Raw genomic sequence first — 23,144 nt, 5'->3', positions numbered from 1 at the left:
GCCAGAAATAAACAGTTTTGTCGTTTATGCGCAGCGTGGAGATAATCATACTCTGATACTTAATTGGCAGCAAGGTTGCCATCTCTTGCTGGGTTATTTGTTTGATTATTAAGCTCGTATAAAACTTGATTGTATTGGGTCATGTGTTTACTGTTTTTACGGCTAGGTGAATGAACCTTTTACTCACTTAACCGAATGTTCGAAAGTACTGTTTAGGATCACATGAAATAAGGTATTCATTTTCGAATAAACCGTCATCTTATTTGCTTAATGAGGTGAAAAGCTATTGCATTAGGTGGTTTTCTACTAAGCTTTCTTTAATTTAATATTTGTTTTTTAATAGAGGGTAGATAATAAAAAACATCGTCATCTTAATGGTGATTGGGGTTATTATCTTGATATATCCTTAGCAGTATAAAAATCGCCCTATTTTAAATTTATATTGTAAGGCTATTTATGCTACTGAAAAAAAAATTGTTTTTGCAACGGATTTTGTCTGGAGTCGATGAATCGGCTGAAATATTCTATTTAGTGACTGATGATGGTAAAGATGCTGCGAGTTTAAACTGGGGTGAATTAGATCGTCATGCTAAAGGGATAGCCCATGACTTAACGCTTCATCATAAGATACAAGCTGGCGAACGTGTCTTACTTGTGTATCCCCCTTCATTGGAATTCGTTGAAACCTTGTTAGGATGTTTATACGCGGGGATTATTGCTGTGCCTATTGCTCCCCCTGATCCTATGCATATGGATTTAACTTTAGTAAATAATGTCATTGCCGATTGTCATCCCAGCGCTATTTTGACGACGAAAAAATATAATTGGGCGATAAAGGCTGGGAAATTAAAACGTTTTGTGCAATTAAAACATCAAAAAATACCCGATATTCCTTGGTTAGTGCCCAATAAATCTACGAACGGTCATTTTGATCCTATGGTTGCCGACGCCGGTGACATTGCCTTATTGCAATATACGTCAGGATCAACGTCTGCCCCTAAAGGTGTTTGTATTAGTTGGAAAAATCTATTACATCAAGTCCAGCTTAATCAGGAAATGTTGGGATTTACGGCACAGTCTCGTTTAGTGATGTGGATCCCACATTTCCATGATTTTGGCTTAATCAGTGGTATTCTCAATATCATCTATGGCAATGGTCAATTATGGATGATTTCGCCAATGGATTTTATCAAAAAACCAGCCTTATGGATGGAGGTCATGCACAGAGTCAAAGCCACTCATACTGCCGCTCCTAATTTTGCCTATGGCTTAGTGGCACGTAAAACATCCCCAGCTCAGCGCCAACAATGGGATCTATCCCATTTACAAGTGTATATGAGCGCCGCAGAGCCTATTCAAGCTGTTACATGCGATGCATTTATGAAGGCTTTTGAGTCAGCAGGATTAGGTACTGATGCGTTCAGCCCTGCTTATGGTTTAGCCGAACATACTGTTGGAGTGACGATGAATGGATCCCAGCGTATCAGTATTGACAAGCAGAAGCTGTTAAAAAACCGAGTAGAGCTTATTGAAATGGATGCTCCATTGGCAAAGCCTTTGATTTCCTGCGGCAAGAACCATGAGAGTATTGATATCGCCATTGTTGATCCTGATAGCCAAAGAAGGTGTCAATCCCAGGAAGTTGGCGAGATTTGGGTTGATTCAGCCAGTAAAGCATTAGGTTATTGGGGGAGGCCTGAATTATCCACTCAAATTTTTCAGGCAAAAATACAAGGTGAAAAAAATAATAATGACCGATTATATTTACGTACAGGGGATCTGGGATTTATTCATCATGGTGAGCTATTTATTACCGGGCGATTAAAAGATGTCATTATCATCAATGGTGAAAATATTTACCCACAAGACTTAGAGCTTGTTGTAGAGAAAAGCCATGTTAATATTCGGCCTGGTTGCGTCATTGCTTTTTCATATGATGCTCCCGAGGGGAATGAAGCTGTGGGTATAGCACTGGAGGTCAATGACGTCAAGATGTTGCAGCATTACCGTCAGTCATTGCTTGATGCTTTACTGGCTGCAGTGTGGGAACAGCATTCTGCGCCTTTGTCGGTGATTGTTATATTGTCAAAAAAACAGTTACCTAAAACAACCAGTGGTAAAGTGCAGCGTCAAGCCTGCAAACGATTATTTAATGAGGGTGAATTACAAAGAAAATGCTTGTTTATTTGGCAGAGCCCGAATTTTGATGATAACAAGCACCTCGATGTTAGCATGAATGAAATTGAACAAGGTTCATTAAATAGCGAGAACACGTATGATGAGAAAGCGAACAAAACGCCTCGGTTAAATGAGCAAGTGCCAATTACCACTATGGCAACAGAAAATGATATTCAAATTTGGTTACAATCTAGATTAAAAAATAAACTTAATTGTCACAGCTCAGAGGTTGACCTTAACGCGTCGTTTGCCAGCTATGGCCTAACCTCAGTGATCTTGATTGAGTTGGCCAATGATTTGGAAAAACTGTTAGATATTTCTATTTCCCCAATATTATTTTATGACTATCCCTCTATTTCCACTTTATCATCGCATTTAGCTGAAATGCGATTAAATAAAACTGATGTTGATAAAAATACGCAAGAAAGTCAATGCAAAATATCCGCTCATAATGTTAATCATGATACTCGAATAGTCATCGTTGGTGCGGGTGTTGCGGGGTTAATGTCTGCGTATACCTTAGCGCAACGTGGATATCGAAATATTGTTATTTATGAAAAAGAGCAACAAGTTGGCGGCAAAGTTCAGTCAGTAACCATTAATAATGAAATCTGTGAGTTAGGCCAGCTTGTTATTTTTAGTGATTATAATATCAAAGAATTAATTAGTCAGTTAGGATTAAAAACAGCATTATCGAGCGGATATTTATTGGATCCACTAGGTTCAACTGTTTCAATGGATTATCTGTCTACCGTTTTTCGCTGTGTAGGCATAGCTCAAGATGAGGAAATAAACAGTAGTTATTTGACGAGTCATCCTGATTTATTCGAGCCTTTATTGAGTTGGTTGTCACGTCATGATTTATTGCCCTTACCAGACAGTATTGCTTATCTTTGGAATGGCTGCGGCTATGGCCACCTAGATGAAGAAGTCCCCCTTTATTATTTTTTGTTAGCATTTAAGTCGTTATATCACCTTAGAGCGATAAAAGTAGCAAAGGGCAATCAAGAGTTATGGACTCAATTAGCCTCAAAGTTAATACAAGATTACGGAGTGAAAATACGTTTAGGCAGGGCTATTGATAGAATAACAAGAACGGCATTTAATGTTTATCTGCATGCTGCTAATCAACAAAGTGAATGTTATGACAAGTTGATTATGGCTTGCCCAATAGAAGCTTGTCAAAAAATCCTTGATTGTAATGAGCCTACACAACAACTTTTTTCTACTTTTCAATCTTATCATTATATCTCGACTGTTTTTGAGTGTCATAATCTCAGTGATGATATAGCCGTATTCAGTCAACATCATAAGAAACAATATGTGGGTCATATGGTCCAATATGTGCAGGCATTCACAGACAAACCATATTATCTTGCTTATCAATTCAATTCTATCATGGGTGGCGAACCTCAATTCAGCGAACGAGAATTGTCTGAGTTACTCATTGCTGATTTACAAGCAATTGGTGCTACCGATATCGTAATCCATTGTCAAAAGTATTGGAATAACTATTTTCCGGTGCTAAATTCCGAGAAAATTAAAACGGGTGTATTAACAGAGCTGAATGATTTACAGGGAAAACATAATACATACTTTGTGGGATCTTATCTCTCTTTTGAACTTGTCAGTCATACTGCATACTTCTCTGAACGTTTAATAAAAACTTTTTTTCCTGTTGTGAGCAAGGGAAAATCTGAGCAATTGACCCGCGAGCCCATAGCAGTGATTGGCATGGCCTGTCGTTTTCCTAAGGCCGACAATATTGATGCTTTTTGGACATTACTATTGAATGGCGAAGATGCCATAAGCCCAGTGCCTGAAACGCGCTGGTCTGTTGAACAATATTATGATGAACAACTAGCCCTTGGAAAAACCAATAGTCGCTGGGGCGGATTTATAGAGGATGTGGATTTATTTGATGCGGCGTTTTTTTCTATTTCTCCGCGAGAGGCGAAGCGTCTCGATCCCCAGCAGCGTTTGTTATTAGAAACCAGTTACACAGCATTAGAAAATACAGGTTATAGCCTCGAACAATTATCCGGTAGCCAAACGGGTGTGTATATTGGTATTAGCACCAATGATTATGGACAATTATATGCTGATTATCATGATACGAGTGATGCTTATACCGCGACAGGAACAGAACATAGTTTGAGTGCCAATAGGCTGTCCTATTTTTATGGTTTACATGGCCCCAGCATAGCAGTGAGTACCGCCTGTTCATCCTCATTAACAGCTCTGCATTATGCAATACAAGATTTACGAACAGGTGCCAGTGAGCAGGCGCTTGTTGGTGGTGTGAATGTCATATTAGCGCCTGATTGGACCATATCGATAGCCCAGGCTCAGATGTTATCCAGTGATGGCCGTTGTAAAACCTTCGATGCGGCGGCTGATGGCTATGTGCGTAGCGAAGGCTGTGGTGTGGTGTTCCTTAAACCTTTATCGAAAGCCCAAGCTGAGGGTGACAGGATTATTGCGGTAATAGAGGGCAGTGCGGTGAATCAGGATGGGCCGAGTAATGGATTAACTGCACCGAATGGTTTAGCTCAACAACAGGTTATTACAGCGGCCTTAGCGAATGCGCAATGTCATGCATCTGATATTAGCTACGTAGAAACCCACGGTACGGGGACATCTTTAGGTGATCCCATTGAAGTAACGGCTTTGAGTCAAATCTATCGCCCCTTAGGCAAACCACAAGACTTCGAGCATAATAAAGTTACGCCGAGATTGATCCTAGGTGCCTCCAAAAGCAATGTTGGCCACCTAGAAGCTGCTGCTGGTATTGCAGGTCTGATAAAAACCGCTCTGTGTTTGCAACATAAGCAGATCCCACCACATCGCTATATCGATAATCCCAATCCCTATATTGATTGGGATAGCATAGATATAGAGTTACCAACAGGGTTGATTGATTGGCAGGTGGCTAATAATGAGCCCTCCCGCCAACGAATGGCGGGGGTGAGTTCTTTCGGCTTTGGCGGCACCAATGTGCATGCGATTTTGCGTGAAGCGCCGCAAAAAGTCGAAAAGGAAAGATCAGCGTTGACAGTCGATGCTAGAGCCCTACAGTGCATTTTATTGTCAGGACATAGCGCGGCGGCGTTGAATGCCCAAGTCGTGCAATTGGTCGAGCATTTAGAGAAGAATCCCGAGCAATCACTGAGGGATATCGCTTATAGCTTGGCGACGACGCGCAGTCACTTTAAGCAGCGGCTGGTCTTACTTGCCAATGATAAAACAGCGTTAGTTGAGGCGTTGAATAAGAGGCAGAAAGGCAAGGTGACTGCAGCGATGACGGAGTTTGATCCCGACAACCCCGTCGTTGGCAAAACGGCATTTATGTTCACGGGGCAAGGCGCACAGTTGGCGGGTATGGGTGAGGGGCTGTATGGTGTTGAGCCTATCTTTACTCAAACACTGGATCAATGCGCGCAGTTATTGAAGGAGCATTTGCCTGTGCCGCTGCTGAAGGTGTTATTTAGCGATGCCGGCAGTGAGGCGGCCTTATTAGCGCAAACCCAATATACGCAACCGGCCTTGTTTGCGCTGGGTTATGCGCTGGCGCAGCAGTGGCAGGCGTGGGGTGTGAAGCCTGACGTGTTATTGGGTCATAGCGTAGGGGAAATCACAGCCGCCTGTGTGGCGGGCGTTTTCTCCTTGGAAGATGCTGTGTGCTTGATCGCTGCCCGTGGCCGCTTGATGCAAGCCTTGCCAGCAGGCGGTGGCATGGTCTCAATGCAAGCTAGTGTGGCAAGGCTAACGCCTTATATCAATGATTACGCTAAGACGGTGGCTATTGCTGCTATTAATGGCCCTGAACAAACGGTTATTTCGGGTGTTGCGAATGATCTTAAAAGGATTTGTGCCGAACTGGAAAAGGAGGGAATAAAGTACATTCAGCTCGCAGTATCCCACGCATTTCACAGTCCCTTGATGGACGCGATGTTAGCGGATTTCAGTCAAGTGGCGGAAACCATTACCTATCAAGTACCGACTCAAACCCTCATTAGCAGTGTTACAGGCTTAGTTGCGGAAGAAACAGTGGCTAGTGCCGATTATTGGGTCGCGCATGTTCGCGCAACTGTGCAGTTTCAGGCCGGGATTGAAAATGTAATGGCTGCGGGGGTGAATACTCTGATAGAGATGGGGCCGCAACCTGTGTTACTAGGCATGGCGCAGCAATGTCTGACAGCGGATGTGGACGTATTAAGCTTGCCGTCATTGCGCAAACATCAGACCGATATGAGTGTGATGCTAAGCAGTTTAGCTGAGTATCATGTACAAGGGGGGGCTGTGAATTGGGCGGGATTTTATCAAGGGCGGGAAGGTGTGAGGGTGCCATTGCCGACGTATCCGTTTCAACGTCAACGTTATTGGTTGGATAAGGAGGCCACTAAAAGCTGCGCAGGTGAGTCAGAAGAAACGGAACATTCACTCTGGACCTTATTGCAGCAAGGCGATGATGAAGGTATTGCTGAGTTATTAAGATCTGATGAGGGGCAAGGTTTATCTGAGTTGGCGCAGCAGACTTTACCCGAAGTCGTGGCAAAGCTTTCAGCGTTTCAAGACAGTCAACAACAGCAACAAAAATTGGCATCATTTTGTTATCAGCTTGAGTGGGAGTCGTTGACAAATATTGAGGATTTGACTGTTCCTGTTTATGAAGCTCATTACTTATTATTACTGGATAACAGTGAGGTGAGTGCGAGTATCAAGCAGACGATGATGGCTGAAAAGGCTAACGTACAGTGCTTATATTTGGATGAATGGTTAGCGGTTATTGATGATGCAACGCAGCAACAGCAAGTGTTACAAGATCTGTTATCAAAGAGGGTATCGAATCATTGGCAAGGTGTTGTCTGTACTTGGGGGCTTCATTTATCCTCTTATGATAGCAATGGGATCTTGACCGAAGTGGCTATCGAGGCACAGCAGCCATTGTGGCTAATCGTCAGTTTTTTGCAGCAGTTACTGTACTTATTACGTGATCAGGGCTTACAAAAAACGCCATGTTGGCTGCTGAGTCAGGGAGCGGTTGCGGTTAACGAGAAAGAAAGCGTCATCAATCCAGAACAAGGAAGCTTATGGGGTTTAGGCAAAACATTGGCTTTAGAGCATCCGACACTCTGGGGGGGATTAATTGATTTGCCGCTCGCTTTTGGTACTGAGGATGCCGCAGCGTTATGCTCATTACTCAGTCAACCGTTAAAGCTTGAAAATCAGGCTGTAGAGGACTTGTTGGCGTTACGATCGCAAAGGGTGTTCGGTCAACGTTTAGTATCTAGTCAATGGCCGAAGCAAGAGACTCGTTTGCCTATTCGAGATACTGTGCTTATCACAGGCGGGTTAGGGGCATTGGGATTACAGGTTGCGCGTTGGGTTGCCCAGCAGGGGGCGAGCCAAGTGGTATTAGTGAGTCGTCGTGATCCGCATACTGAGGCGGTGATGACGGCGCTGGCACCGTTACGAGAAATGGATTGTCAAGTTAGGCTTGTGCAAGCCGATGTGTGTGATGAAGCAGTGATGACTGAAGTGATAGCGACTTATAATAGTGACGCTGAACCTTTACGCTTAGTTGTCCATGCCGCGGGATTAGCTGAAACTAAAGCCACGAATATTAGTCTCTATCAAGCGGATGAGTTCTCCACTATTTTGGCTCCAAAAATACGCGGAACCCAAGTATTAGAGAAGGTATTGAAGGAGTGTGAACTCGATTCTTTTATGGTCTTTTCTAGTATGTTTAGTGTGTTGGGTAGTGATGGACGAGCAGCCTATAGCGCTGCTAATGCGTATCTGGATGCTTGGGGGCAAAGTGACCATGCTTACTCGGTACAAGTGATCAATTGGGGCCCCTGGCGTGGTGGGGGAATGGCGAATGCCCAAATACAGCAGCAGTTACAAGCAAGAGGTATTCACAGCTTACCTTTGCCATTATGTCTCAATGTGTTGGAAAGGATATTGACTCCAGACACAGGCATGCCGCCAATTATAGTTACTGATATGGATTGGCCACTTTTCAGAAGTGTGTATGACAGTCAAGGTGTTCGTACATTGTTGGCAGGGTTGCCAGTGGCGAATACACTTGGCACCTCGACGGCTGAGCAAAGTCCACTGTTTGAGCAGTTACAAAAAATGACGCTCATCGCACGTCAAGAGAAACTCACTCATTGGTTACAAAGCAGGGTTGCCGAGGTGTTGGGAGGGACGACTAAGGTTGATACTCAATGTGGTTTATTTGAGTTAGGCATGGACTCATTAATGGCTGTGACCTTGAGTAAAACGTTGCAGCGGGATCTTGGTGTGAGCATTATGCCAAGCACTGTGGTGTCAGCGGTACATATTGAAGCGCTCAGTGAGCAATTGTTGATACAAATGGACTTGGGTGATGACAATGTTCAATTGGCACCCAGTGCACCAGAGAGTGATACTGATGTTAATGAGCCGATAGCGATTGTGGGAGTGGGATGCCACTTACCGGGTGACGTGCATGATCTTGAGAGTTTGTGGAAATTATTAGATCTAGAGGAGGACTGTGTCAGTGCCGTGCCAGCAGAACGTTGGAATTGGGAGAATTATTATGATCCAAGCCCAGACTCAGAAGGCAAAAGTTATAGCTATCAGGGGTATTTTATTGATGGTATTGACTTATTTGATGCCCATTTTTATGGTATGTCACCGAGTGAAGCTACTAAGGTCGATCCTCAGCACAGGCTGTTGCTGGAGGCGAGTTGGCAGGCACTGGAGCAGGCAGGGGTTGTGCCGGCACAGCTCAGTTGTAGTCAAACGGGGATTTATGTGGGCATTGGTCCCAGTGAGTATGAAGATTTACACAGTGGGAATTTAAATCAACTCGATGCCTATGATGTGACAGGGACACACAGTAGCTTTTCAGCAGGGCGTTTATCTTATTTACTTGGGTTACAAGGGCCCAGTCTTGCGGTGGATACTGCCTGTTCATCGTCATTAGTCGCGTTACACTTGGCGGTACAGGCACTTCGCTTGGGGGAATGTGATCTGGCGTTAGCTGGTGGGGTGCAGGCGCTATTGTCACCATTAAGTTATGTGGCTTTGTCACGTATTCGAGCCATTTCAGCCGATGGGCGTTGCAAGGGATTTTCAGAACAGGCTGATGGTTATGGTCGTGGTGAAGGGTGTGCCATGGTGGCCTTACGCAGGCTCAGCGATGCAAAGGCGCGTGGTGAGACTGTGTATGGGCTGATCCGAGGCAGTGCGGTGAATCATGATGGTCGCAGTAGTGGTTTAACGGTACCCAATGGTGAGGCGCAGCAAAAAGTGATCTATCAAGCGTTAGCTAATGCGCAGCTCGCCCCAGCAGAAATAGATTATGTTGAAGCTCACGGTACGGGTACTGCGCTGGGTGATCCCATAGAAATCGATGCATTACAACAGGTATATGGTCAGGCCCGCAGTGATCTGCAACCTCTATATGTGGGCAGTATTAAGAGCAATATTGGTCATTTGGAATCCGCAGCAGGCATTGCAGGGTTATTAAAAGTGCTCACGGCATTTCAGCATCAAGCAATCCCACGTCATTTACATGCCGATAGCCTAAATCAGTCGGTTGAGTGGGAGAAGTTGGCGATCAATATTAGCACTGAGGCGACGGCTTGGAAGAGGACAGCCCAACGTCCTCGCCGTGCGGGGTTAAGTGGCTTTGGTCTAAGTGGCACCAATGCCCATGTGATATTGGAAGAGGCGCCAGTTAATACCACAGGAGAACAAGTAAATTCGATTGCTACTCGAGGATTAGAGTTACTCCCTTTATCCGCCAAAACCACGGCGGCATTGAATTCCCAAATTAAACAGTTGGCCGAGCATTTATCGACGAATCCCGAGCAGTCACTGAGGGATATTACCTATAGCTTGGCGACAACGCGCAGTCACTTTAAGGAGCGGCTGGTCTTACTTGTTAATGATAAAACAGCGTTAGCTGAGGCGTTGAAGAAGAGGCTACAGGGCAAGGTGACAGCTACCGTGACGGAGTGCGATTTCGATAAGCCTGTCGTGGGTAAAATCGCATTTATGTTCACGGGGCAAGGCGCACAGTTAGCGGGTATGGGTAAAGGCCTATATGGGCTAGAACCCATTTTTACACAAGCACTGGATCAATGCGCGCAGTTATTGAAGGAGCATCTGAATGTGCCGCTGCTGAAGGTGTTATTTAGCGATGCCGACAGTGACGTAGCCTTATTAGCGCAAACCCAATATACGCAACCGGCCTTGTTTGCGTTAGGTTTTGCGCTGGCGCAGCAGTGGCAAGCATGGGGCGTTAAGCCTAACGCGTTATTGGGCCACAGTGTGGGGGAAATCACAGCCGCCTGTGTGGCGGGTGTTTTCTCTTTGGAAGATGCTGTGTGCTTGATCGCCGCCCGTGGCCGCCTGATGCAAGCCTTGCCAACAGGTGGTGGCATGGTCTCAGTGCAAGCCGATGTGGCAAGGCTAAGGCCTTATATCAATGATTACGCTAAGACGGTGGCTATTGCTGCTATAAACGGTCCTGAACAAACGGTTATTTCGGGTGTTGCGAGTGATCTTAAAAGGATTTGTGCCGCATTGACAAAGGCAGGAGTAAAGTACACTCAGCTTACGGTATCCCACGCATTTCATAGTCCCTTGATGGAGGCGATGTTAGTTGATTTCAGGCAAGTGGCAAAAACCATCACCTATCAAGCACCGACTAAAACTCTTATTAGCAATGTTACTGGCTTAGCTGCTGATGAGACGGTGGCCAGTGCCGATTATTGGGTGGCGCATGTTCGTGAGGCGGTGCAGTTTCAGACTGGGGTGGAAACGGTAATGGCTGCTGGAGTGAATACGCTCATAGAGATGGGGCCGCAACCTGTTTTACTAGGTATGGCGCAGCAGTGTCTGAAAGCGGATAAAGAAGTGTTAAGTTTCCCCTCACTGCGAAAACATCAGGATGATATGAATGTGATGTTAAGCAGTCTGGCTGCCTATCATGTGCAGGGCGGTGCGGTGAATTGGGCGGGATTTTATCAAGGACGGGAAGGTGTGAGGGTGCCTCTTCCTACATATCCGTTTCAACGTCAACGTTATTGGTTGGATAAGGATAATGTAAAAAAAATTAAGCCGCTGGCGATACCGTTTTTAGGTGAGTGCCATAAACTGGCTACTGGAGAAACAGCTTATATACAAACGGCTAATTGGGCGCAATATCCGTGGCTTGTTGATCATCGCGTTTATAATAGGGCTGTATTGCCCAATACAAGCTTTATTTCAATGGTGTTTCAAAGCAATAATGAGTCGGAATATGTGGTGATGAGTGATGTCCTCTTTCAAGAGCCCCTATTTTTACCCCATGCTGATACGAGTCGTGAAATTCAATTATTCTTCAGCGCCTCTGAGTGTCAAACTCGACACTATCAAATATTGAGTCGTGAAGCTGACTCAGATCATGATTGGGTACTGCATGCAAAGGGCGTTATTGAGCCCTTAGCACAAGTTTTCTCATTTAAAAAAATTAATATTAAGACCTTCAAGCAAAATCTTCAGGTTCAAGAAGCAACTTCGCTAGAGGCATTTTGGGCGCGTTCAAATATAGAATATGGACCTAAGTTACAAGCCATAATGGCAATATGGTCGGGAGACGGTGGCACATTGGGTGAGATTGGAATACCTGAGGTGTTACTTCCTGATCTGAGTGGTGAAAAAATGCATCCTGTGCTGTTAGATGCAGCGACGCGTTTGGTGGCCAATATGATTGAAGAGCAGCGAGCAGAAAATACGGAAAGTGTTTTTTGGGCCCCTTGGAAAGTTGATAAGGTCACTTTACAGCAAGTCACAACAGAACATTGCTATGCCTTGATAACAAAGCCGGGACGTTTCGATCTGGATGCACAAACTTATCGGTATGATATTGAAATATATGATGCCTCTGGCTGTCAAATTGGGGAGGTATTAGGTTTTACGCTTAAAAAGGCATCGCAAACAGCAATGCTAAGCCGTCTTCAAAAGGAGGCTGATAGTCTTCTCTATGAGGAAAAGTGGCAAAGAATGGAGATGAACGCCTCCCTGATGCAAGAAAAGGTCGCTGTGGCTCAATGTGATCTCTGTTGGTTGATTGTGAGTGATAGTGATAGCCGCTCACAACATTTATCTAATCTTATTGATGAAAAATTGAATCGTGACAGTATTGTGGTTACGGCGGGAGAACAATTTAAAACAAATTGTAAACATAATTTCACACTTGATATTACAGATAGAGATCAATGGAATGAGCTATTCAATGTCTTAAATAAAGAGGCGTTATCAGGTGTTATCTGGAATGTGCATGATAGCTGTCTCAGTGAAGATATATTGACTCAAGCCAAATATTATTGCGGTAGTCTGTTAGCATTTTGCCAATCAATTGAGTACCATCATCTTCCGTCGCTTTCGCAAGGGATCACCTTGTTGACGCACCGAGCAATGGCCATCAAGATGGGGGATTCGGTTAATCCTATGCAGCGTATGTTATGGGGACAAGCGCGCGCATTTAATGCTGAGTTATTAAATCTCCCGTTTCAAATGATCGACTATGATGGTCAGTCAGCGTCTTTGGCGGAAATCAGTGAGGCAGTATGCAATCATAAATTAGTACAGGGAACTGAGAGTGCGTTTTATGATGGGCACTGGTGGGATCTACGTATTAGTCCTGTGAAGCGTCACAACAACACGAAAGTAGCATCGGCTTCAACTGCAGTTGATACATTAATAATTAAGCCTCACGGCACTTATTTAATAACGGGAGGGCTTGGGGGATTAGGGCTAGAAGCCGCGTCTTGGTTAGCGTCACAAGGTGCTGAACATATTGTTCTTTGCGGGCGTAGTGTCCCCGATGATAGCATTAATGTCACTCTCACTCAGTTACGAGAGACAGGGGTGATTATTGATGTTTTTCAAACCGATATTGCAGACAAAATTCAAGTTAAGCAATTAATCTCATCAATTGAAGCAAACTCGAATTTACCACTCAAAGGTATTATTCATGCGGCGGGTGTTGTTGAGACCATGTCAATCGATGCTCTCACATGGCGGCAATTTGAAGCGATTTTAAAGCCTAAAGTATTAGGTACTTATTATTTGCATGAAGCTAGTTTGCATTTGACACTGGATTTTTTCATTTGTTATTCATCAATTTATTCATTATTTGGATCTGTTCATTTAAGCAGTTATTCCGCAGCCAATGCTTATCTTGATGGGTTTGCACAATATAGACAAAGCCAGAACTTACCTGCGTTGACTGTGCAGTGGGGGCCTTGGGCTGGAGTCGGCATGTTGCAACAAGATCCTAATAATACCGTAAGGTTACTCAAACTAGGCTTATTTACACCTGTTGTTGCAGGTACTGCTCACAAGGCCTTATTGAGTCTATTGCAACAGGGGACGCAGCTTGCTGCAGTCATAGATGCTGACTGGGAAAAGGTAAGTCATGTGTTCGGTGGGCGTGAGTCAACCCTATTTAGTGAGCTACAAGTTTCATCAACGCCTCATTTAGCACAAGATATCGCCTTGTTAGAACAGGTAAAAGAGGCATCGACTGAGGAAGCGTATTCATTAATCGAATCCTATGTACTTGTACAGGTTGCGGGGCTACTGCTTATTGATGAGTCTTCAATGTCAGCTGACACTCCCTTAATGTCTTTAGGTATGGATTCTTTGATGGCGTTTGAGTTACAGGGGAGCATTCAAAAGCAGTTTAACTGCAAAGTGCCTGTTAATCTTCTGCTGGATAATACGAGTGTTGCATCTTTAGCTGAATATATAAATGAACACTATAAGGTGAGCAGTAGAGACAAGAGTGATAAGAAGGAAGCTGATAACACTATTGAATATCAGAAAAAAACACCAGTACAAGGCTGGTATCCCTTGTCCTCTGGACAGGAAGCACTGTGGTATGAATATTTGTTAGCGCCACAGAGCTCGGTTTATACCTTATCCGCCTCCATGTATATTCGTGCAAAAATTGATGTTTCAATGATGAGAAAAACCTTTCAAATACTCCTTGAACGGCATCCTGCTTTACGAATAACAATTCAGCAAAATGCAGAGTCTAGGATGCAATATGTGCATTCACATCTAGAGGTTGATTTTAAGCATATTGAGGTGGCTGATTGGGAAATGGAGCGCATTCATCGAGCGATAACAGATGTACATCAGTTACCCTTTGACTTAGAAGCAGGGCCATTATTTAGAGCTTGTTTGTTATCAAAGTTGAAAAATGAGCATTATCTGATTTTATCTATGCATCATATTATTAGTGATGGTCATTCAATGTGGCTGATTATTGATGAATTTCCTCAAATTTATACTGCATTAACACAGGGAGGGAATTTATTACCAGATCCCGACAGTCATTTTATTGATTATCTTCGCTGGCAAGAAGATGTGTTGTTAAGAGATGAACAATCTTTGCGCAATTTTTGGCAACGAGAGTTGTCGGGTGAGTTACCGATATTGGACTTTCCAATCGATAATTCAAGGCCTTCTTTACGTGCGTTTGAAGGGGGGGCTCATCGCTTTAGATTATCCTCTCAATTAACCTCTAAACTGAGAGGCTTTGCGCGTGAGCAGGGGGTAAGTTTATACATGCTTTTATTGGCAAGCTATCAAGTATTACTTGCTCGTTATACTGGGCAAAAAGATATTTTGATTAACACGCCAATGGCAGGACGAACAGAGCCAAAATTCAAGCGGGTAGTGGGCTACATGGTCTCATCTGTGGTCATTCGAGCTCACTTATCTGACAATATTACTTTTGTGGAATTGCTCAAGCAAGTGCGTGATAAAACCATTGCGGTTTTATCACATCAGCATTTCCCCTTCACTTTAATTCTTGATAGCCTGAATTTACAACGTGATCTATCACGACCTACCTTAGCCCAAGCAGCATTCTCACTACAACAAGACCCTTATCGCAATACGCGTACCACAGTAATCAATCAGAAGACGGGTTTTAAGCAAATACAATCAAGTGATTTATGCATAACTCCTTTATCATTGAGTTTAGGTGAAGGCATGTTTGAACTTGAATTGGAGTTATTTGAATTGATTGATTGTTTTGAAGGTTTCTTGAAATACGATAAACACTTATTCAAGGCATCAAGCATTCAGAGTGTGGCTGAGAGTTTTGAGTTTTTACTCGACAATATTATCAAGGAACCAGAGGCACTGATTCGAGATATTTCACTGATATCAGAATGGGAAAAACACCAACAATTAGTGGTTTTTAATAATACAGAAGCGCCCTATCCAAAGGATAAAACACTGCAGCAATTGTTTGAAGAACAAGTGGAGCGCACGCCGAACAATATTGCACTGGTGTTTGAAGGTGAAGAATTAACTTACCTTGAGCTCAACCAAAAAGCCAATCAGCTGGCCTATCGTATACGTAAGCATTATGAAAACCGATACCATGATCCCTTAAAGCCAGACACTCTTATTGCTTTGTATTTAGATCGCAGTTTAGAGATGGTCATCAGTATGTTAGCTGTGCTGAAGGCGGGTGGAGCCTATGTCCCCTTAGCGCTGGAATATCCTAAGGCGCGCACGGTATTTATGCTTCAAGATACTAACGCGCCTTTTGTGATTACTCAAAGACATTATCAAGCTCTGTTGAATGATTGGTTGAATGACGCTGAATTAAGTTCCCATGTCATTGAGCTTGATGATATTTCTTTATGTTCACAGAGTTCACATAACCCAGCTTATATTAATCAAACGACGGATTTAGCTTATGTAATTTACACTTCGGGTACCACAGGTCAGCCTAAGGGAGTGATGAATACACATGGTAATCTATTGAATTTATTGCAATCAATGCAGGCTAAGGTGGATTTTACTCAGGGAACTTGGCTTGCTGCTACGAGTGTTTCTTTTGATATTTCGATTTTGGAGTTGCTTTGCCCACTGACTCAGGGGTGTCGAGTCGTTATTGCGCCTGATGAAAACCAAATGAGTCAAGTTCAGCATCGCCATAATGATAAAACAATGGCATTTAGTTTGTTTTATTTTGCCAGTGATGAAGGTAATAGTGAGCAAGATAAATATCGTTTGTTGCTTGAAGGGGCTAAATTTGCCGATCTACATGACTTTAAAGCCGTTTGGACGCCTGAGCGCCACTTTGGAGAATTTGGTGGTTTGTATCCTAATCCTGCCGTTACGGCTTCTGCGTTGGCAGCGATAACCGATAACATTGATATTAGAGCAGGAAGTTGTGTGCTGCCATTACATCATCCTGTACGTGTCGCTGAGGATTGGTCTGTGATCGATAATATATCAGGTGGTCGTGTGGGCATTGCCTTCGCAACGGGTTGGCAACCCGATGATTTTATCCTTGCGCCCGAGAAATTTAAAGATCGTAGCATGATATTAATTGAGGATGTGAATATCGTTCAATCTCTTTGGCGGGGGGAGGGGGGAGAGTTTGTTGATCCAAATGGAAAGCTTATTCCTATACAAATCAAACCTAAGCCCCTGCAAGATGAATTGCCCTCTTGGTTGACGATTGCAGGCAATCCAAACGCTTTTCGTGTCGCGGGTCAGCAAGGTTTAAAGGTATTAACCCATTTATTGGGGCAAACAGTGGAAGAGTTGGCTGAAAAAATTGCCATTTATCATACCGCTTGGGCAGAAGCAGGACACGCTGGTGAGGGACATGTTTCTTTAATGCTTCACACCTTTATTGCGGATGATAAAACGTTCGTTTTAAAAGAAGTGGAGCAACCCTTTAAAGCCTATTTGAGACAAAGTATTGCTCTGCTGGTGAAACCTGCAGCGGCAATGGGGTTTGATATTCATGAATTATCCGATGAAGCGATGGAGCAGGTATTAGATGCTGCATTTAAGCGATATTATCAATCCAGTGCTTTATTTGGCTCCGCAGAAGATTGTCTACCATTAATTGACTCTCTCAAGGGGATTGGTGTTAATGAGGTCGCCTGTTTGATTGATTTTGGTGTGGATCATGACACAGTGCTTTCGAATCTCCCCTTTCTTGATGATCTAAGGTATCGCTCTCAACCGGAAAATGCCCAGCCTATATTGCAACGCAGGGCCATAGGTGAATTGTTAACAACCTATGGCGTAACTCATTTTCAATGTACACCATCGAGGCTAACCCTTTTATTAGAGGACGAAACCGCCCACGATGGGATCGCGCAATTAACACATTTGTTAGTGGGGGGGGAGAACTTTTCTGCGCTATTACTGGAACGTTATCAGGCGTTTAGTCAGCACTCTAGCCATAGCATTCGCCTGATTAACATGTATGGCCCAACAGAAACCACCATCTGGTCCACGGCCTTTGAATTAACGCATGCTCAGCATGTGAGCATTGGCAGGCCCATTGGCAATACTCAAGTGTATGTATTGGATGAGCAGTTAAAGCTTGTGCCAATCGGCACCTCGGGACAATTATTTATCGGCGGTGCAGGTGTCGCTCGAGGGTATTTTAATCGAGAGGCGCTAACTCAAGCACATTTTATCATTAACCCATTTGCGACTCAGGAGGATATAGAAAAAGGCTATACCCGTTTATATAAAACTGGGGATTTAGTGCGTTGGTTGCCGAATGGCAATCTGGAGTATTTAGGTCGTTTAGATCGTCAGGTGAAAATTCGCGGGTTTAGGATTGAACTGGGTGAAATAGAAAGTGCGCTGTGTCAGCTTGAGGGGATTAAGCAAGCGGTGGTCATAGATAAAGAGAGCGATAAAGGGAGTGAAAACGATAAGGCTAAGTATTTAGCGGCTTATTACGTTCCCGTTCAGGGTACTGATAATAGAGATACAGCACTGGATGATGCCATGTTACGTGCTGCTTTGTCTCAATCTCTGCCAGATCACATGGTGCCGATGAGTTTCACTCAAATTGACCGTATTCCGTTGACCCTAAATGGTAAGTTAGACCGCCAAGCTTTACCTGAGCCTGATTTGATTGATAAATATGCCTATGTGGCGCCTCGCAATGAGTTGGAATCTCAATTGTGTGAGATTTGGCAGCAAGTGCTGTTTCCGGAAAAGCAAGGCCTTGAACGAGTGGGTATACATGATAACTTCTTTCGCATTGGCGGTGATTCTATTGTCAGTATTCAGTTGGTGTCCCGTTTGCGCCGTGCAGGGTATCAGTTACAAGTTAAGGATATTTTTAATTGGCCAACCATTGCCTTGTTATCGGTGCAATTAGCGGCAGAGAGTGAAGCTAGCGTCATTGAACATAGCGTTATTGAAAGTGAGCAAGGTGTATTAACTGGGGCGTTTGATCTACTGCCTATTCAGCAGTGGTTTTTTCATCAAGCCTTGTTAGTGCCTCATCACTATAATCAAGCCTTTAGCTTTGTGCTTCCAGCGGATATTGACAAAAATAGCATTAACCAAGCACTTGAGATGTTGTCACAACAACATGATATGTTGCGAGTGTGCTTTAATAAAGTCAGCTTGAAAGAGAAAGGCTGCATGAGAGATGGCCAAAATGGTTATCGCCAATGCTATACAGAGCAATCGACCATGCTGCCATTATTGTGCGTGGATACTGCATTGTTATCAGCGCAGCAATTACAGGCCAAGCTGACAGCGTGTCAAGCCAGCTTAAGTATTGATGAAAACCTGCTTTGGCAAGTGGTACATTTAACCGGCTATGAAGATGGTCGTGCTCGGTTATGCTTTATGTTGCATCACCTGCTTATCGATGCGGTCTCTTGGCGAATTATCGTCAATGACATGCATCAGCTGTTAACGGGGCAAGCGTTACTGAATAAAACCAGCAGTTATCGCCAATGGGTTGATGCCGTTAAAGAATATGCACACCGGCATCAAGGGCAGCGGGAATATTGGCAAAAGCAGTTAGACAGTATTATGCCTTTTTATCAATCCACTCTTTTACAGTCCTCTTTCTTACCTCAAAGCGCACATCAATCTAGCTCAACGCCATTCGGCTCAGCATCGTCTTCGGGTCATCACAATAATTCATACAAGGTAGCTTGGTCAGCCACATTAACGGAGCAATTACTGCGAGATGCACCAGCAGGCTTTTACACTGACATCAATGCATTACTCTTAAGTGCGCTTGCGATGGGCATTCATGTGTTGTGTGATGAGAAATACATAGGAATTACCCTTGAAGGCCATGGTCGTGAAAATATTGATGAGTCGATTGATAAGAGTCTTGATACGACAAGTACAGTGGGGTGGTTTACGACTGTGTTCCCTGTTGTTTTGCCCGTGGCAGATACGTTGGCAGGGACGATAATCGCGGTAAAAGAAAGTTTGAAAGGCATTCCTAATAAAGGCATAGGTTTTGGTGCGTTAGGGTTTGACCATGATGCATTGCCCCCGATTTGTTTTAATTATTTAGGGCAATTTGATAACCATACCACACGTCCTCAAGCTTTATGGCAATTGGTTCATGAAGAAACGGGAGAGTCAATCTCTGCACTGAATCAATCGCCTTATGTGTTGAACCTTAATGGTGGCATCATTGATGGACAGCTGCAATTTTCTGTCGGCTCACGGTTAACTGAAAAAGAGACTCAGGTTTTTGTGGAAGCCTTTGAGCAAGGGCTTAAGGATGTGGTGGCGTGTGCATTAAGTGAGGCGAAAAAAGGGGGGGTGCATACACCGTCGGATTATCCTGTTTCAGATTTAAGCATGGAGCGATTAACGCATTTACAGTCTCGTTATGATATCGAGGCGATTTTTAATGCCAACAGTTTACAGCAAGGGTTTATTTATCATGTGTTAAGTCAAGCACAAGATGATGCTTATCGAGTGCAGTTGCTGCTCGATTACCATGATGGGTTAGACCTTGAATCTTATCAGCAGGCATGGCAGTTGGCCTCAATGCGTTATCCCGCCTTAAGAATGGCATTTGATTGGAACGGTGAGCCGCTACAGATTATTACCCAAGGCGCGTCGATAAATGCCAGTCACTTTACTGTGATGGATTTAAGTCATTTAAGCGAGGCTGAGCGTGATGAGGAAATCATTGCTATTCAACAACAAGACCGCCAGCAAGAGTTTGATTTAACCCAGCCAGGGCTGTTGCGTTTTACACTTTTTAAGCATCACGACAATCATTATACTGTGATGAAAACAGATCACCTCAGTGTCAGTGATGGATGGAGTGGACCAGTGTTATGGCAATATGTTCATGAAACTTATCAGTCATTAGTGAGTGGAGAAACGCCTCATGTTGAGGCTGAACAGGCGTATATTGAGGCGCAAACTTGGCTTGCAAAGCAGAGTTCAACTACGCAAACTTATTGGCAGACACAGCGTCAACATTGGTTGTGCAGTAATGATATTAACAGCCTGTTAAGTAGTAAAGTCGATTTAACCCAACGAAAAGCTATCACATCCCCAGCAACACAAAAACTTTGTGTTGCTGGGGAGAAATTAATCCAATTAAAGGCGATGTGCTGTGAGCAGGCGGTGACACTCAATGTTGCAGTGCAGTTTGCTTGGCATAAGCTACTGCAAGTTTATACAGGTGATGAGCAAACCCTTGTTGGCACCACAGTATCAGGTCGAGATATTCCCGTTGATGGTGTTGAGGCCAGCGTAGGACTTTATATTAATACCTTGCCGTTGACGGTTAATTGGAGCGACAACAGCACTTGTGCTGAGATTTTGCAGTCTATCCAGCAAAGTATGGTAGGTTTAAGCAGTCATAGCGGCGTGTCTTTGGCTAGCCTACAAACTCAAAGTGAGCGTTTGTTTCACAGTTTGTTGGTGTTTGAAAACTACCTTACACCTGTTAATGACAATGACTTTTTACCGATAACCATTAGAGATAGCATTGAAAAAACGGACTATCCGTTGACACTGATGGCTTATGAGGGTGCTGCAGGGTTAGAGATAGTATTAAGTTATGACGGTGATAATGTAGATGATGTACAAGTAGCGCGATTGCTTAATCAGTTTAATTTGATTTTAAGACAAGTTAGTCAGAAACCTGAACGGCCCCAGCAGGCTTTATCGTTATTATCTGATGAAGAGCGTCATACTTTATTGCGCGAGTGGAATTCAACTGATGTGCCTTATTCAAGGGAAAAGACGTTGCAGCAATTGTTTGAAGAACAAGTCGAGCAAACGCCGAATAATATTGCATTGGTGTTTGAAGATGAAGAATTAACCTACCTTGAATTAAACCAAAAAGCCAATCAGTTAGCCTATCACCTGCGCAGCCAGTACCAAAAACAATATGGCAGCTCATTGAAAGCCGATACCCTTATTGCTTTGTACTTAGACCACAGCTTGGAAATGGTCATCAGTATTTTGGCGGTGTTAAAAGCGGGCGGGGCCTATGTGCCTATCGAGCCGGAGTGCCCTAAGGCGCGCATAGTGTTTATGCTTAAAGACATTAACGCACCTTTTGTGATAATCCAGTCACATTACCATGATCAGTTAAGTGGGTGGGTAAGTGATGAGTGGTTGAATGAAGATATTTTAGCCTGTAATTTAATAAGGGCTGATGATGAGCGATTAGCGTCACAAGCGACAGACAATTTAACCTTTATGAGCCAAGCGACAGATTTGGCCTATGTGATTTATACCTCTGGTACAACAGGACAACCCAAAGGGGTGATGATTGAACATAGAGCCATTGTTAACTATTTTTATGCATTAGTTGATAAGCTGCCTCATGGATTAGAGCGTGTTGATTTTTCAACGAACTATTCTTTTGATCTTTCTGTGACAACTATGCTCTGCCCACTTTTTACTGGCGGTGCAGTGTGTGTCTATTCAGAAGATACTTTCAATGTGGAAGCTTATCAGCAGCATCTTATTAGGCATCAAATAAACAGCGTCAAACTGACTCCAAGCTTAGCCGCGTTATTGCTTGATGGCAGTGACTATAAAATAAAACAAGTCATTTTAGGCGGGGAGAAGTTAACCCCTTATCACATTAGTCAATTACAAGAATATGCTGAGTGTATCATCAATGAATTTGGTCCAACGGAAGCGACCGTTGGGGCATTATTTGCCGAGCAAGATAAAGACAACGAAATAGGAAAAGCCTACGCAAATGTGAGTTTCTATGTGCTCAATAACCGTTTGAACCTTGCTCCCATTGGTATTTCTGGTGAGCTTTATATCGGCGGCGCCGGATTAGCGAGAGGCTATTTAAACCAGCCTGAGTTAACGGCGGAGCGTTTTATCGACAACCCCTTTGCTATCGATGAGGATATAAAGAAAGGTGATACTCGCTTGTATAAAACAGGTGATGTAGTGCGTTATTTGCCTGATGGCAATCTTGAATATTTAGGCCGAAATGATAATCAGGTTAAAATTCGTGGGTTTAGGATTGAATTGGGAGAAATAGAGAGTACGCTGTGCCAGCTTGAGGGGATTAAACAAGCGGTAGTCATCGATAAAGAGAGTGATAAGGAAAGTGCTAAAGAGAGCGAAAACGATAAGGGCAAATATCTTGCGGCTTATTACGTTCCAGTTCAAGGTGCTGATAATATAAAAATAGCACTCGATGATGACACTTTGCGGGCTCAGTTATTAAAGGTGCTGCCCGATTATATGGTGCCGCTGAGCTTTACGCCAATCGATGCCGTGCCGTTAACTCTAAATGGTAAATTAGACCGTGAGGCTCTACCAGAGACTGAGTTTATCAAAACTAATGAATATGTGGCACCTCGTAATGAGCTTGAATCTCAGCTGTGTAATATTTGGCAACAAGTGCTAGGGCTTGAGCGAGTGGGGATTCATGATAATTTCTTTCGCATTGGCGGCGATTCCGTCAGCGCGATACGCTTAAGTGCACAGGCGAGGCTGTTGGCCAATATAGACATCCCCTTGGCTTCGCTGCTTATCCACCCAACGATTGCTCAGCTTGCGATTGAATTAAATACAATAAATCATGAGAAGGTGATTATTCATTCACAATTAGCTCAATCCCAGCAACCTGAAAATATTATAGAGATTTAATT

The 23,144-nt window shown here is 43.6% G+C and carries 1 protein-coding gene; it reads left to right on the top strand.

The genetic code is table 11. The annotated features are described in order from the left end of the window. The first annotated feature begins 456 nt into the window (after nt 1-456). Entirely contained in the window at nt 457-23,142 is a 22,686-nt protein-coding gene (locus tag Q0791_RS10705) for a non-ribosomal peptide synthetase/type I polyketide synthase (protein ID WP_299005916.1), read from the top strand. The last annotated feature ends 2 nt before the right edge of the window (nt 23,143-23,144 follow it).

Origin of the sequence: uncultured Shewanella sp. (genome assembly GCF_947495455.1) — a bacterium.
GTDB lineage: Bacteria > Pseudomonadota > Gammaproteobacteria > Enterobacterales > Shewanellaceae > Shewanella.
This window is presented reverse-complemented; position numbering and strand designations above follow the sequence as displayed.

Excerpts from the sequence above, each read along its gene's own strand:
- Q0791_RS10705 (WP_299005916.1), top strand. The coding sequence starts at position 457 with ATGCTACTGAAAAAAAAATTGTTTTTGCAACGGATTTTGTCTGGAGTC.